2 protein-coding genes are annotated in these 756 nt (G+C 72.5%); both read right to left on the bottom strand.

What is annotated here, in order from left to right; all coding sequences use genetic code 11:
• Positions 1 to 420: copper homeostasis protein CutC (locus HUK84_RS21240; RefSeq protein WP_281362885.1), on the bottom strand; the 420-nt coding region annotated here is incomplete at its 3' end.
• A partial coding sequence (locus HUK84_RS21235) for an ATP-binding cassette domain-containing protein (protein ID WP_176641929.1) occupies positions 417 to 756 on the bottom strand: 340 nt, incomplete at its 5' end. The genes HUK84_RS21235 and HUK84_RS21240, both read right to left, overlap by 4 nt.

Raw genomic sequence — 756 nt, 5'->3', positions numbered from 1 at the left:
GCCCAGTTCCACCGCGGCCTCGAGGGCCTGCGCCGGATCGGGCACGAGGTCGAAGGCCCGATGCAACGTCCGCCCCATCGGGCCGCAGGCCGCCGACAGCCGGGCCAGCATCGCCGTATCCAGGGTGAAATCCGCCCTGCTGGCCCCCAGCACGACACCGGCCAGGCCGGCCGCGCGCGCGGCCGCGATGTCGGCCAGCATCATCGCTTCCTCGTCATCGTCGAACAGGAAGTCGCCGGCCCGGGGCCTGATCATCGCATAGGCCGGGACCGGCAGCGATGCGGCCAGCCGCATCAGGCCGCAATCCGGCGTCAGGCCGCCCAGCGCCAGGGCGGAACAGAGTTCGACCCGGGCCACGCCGGCCTGCTGGGCCGCCCGAAGGCCGCGCACGTCATCGACGCAGACTTCCAGACCGATCATGCCGATCCCCCCGCCGGACGATGCGCCGCCAGCAATTCCCGCGTGTCGTCATGGCGGGGCGCCGCGAACAGGGTGGCGGTTTCCGCGGCCTCGACCACCTCTCCCCGGCGCAGCACCAGCGCGCGGTCGCACAGCACGCGCACCACCGCCAGGTCATGCGTGATGAACAGGACCGCGAGACCCAGATCGTCACGCAGGTCCAGCAGCAGGTTCAGGATCTGCGCCTGTACCGAGATATCCAGCGCCGCCGTGGCCTCGTCGGCGATCAGCAGTTCCGGCTCCGCCGCCAGCGCCCGGGCGATGCCGATCCGCGCCCGTTGGCCGCCGGAGAACGCG

Source organism: Nguyenibacter vanlangensis (genome assembly GCF_013376155.1).
GTDB classification, from domain to species: Bacteria; Pseudomonadota; Alphaproteobacteria; order Acetobacterales; family Acetobacteraceae; genus Gluconacetobacter; species Gluconacetobacter vanlangensis.
Note: the sequence above shows the minus strand (reverse complement) of the source record. Positions and strands in the feature narration are given on the sequence as shown.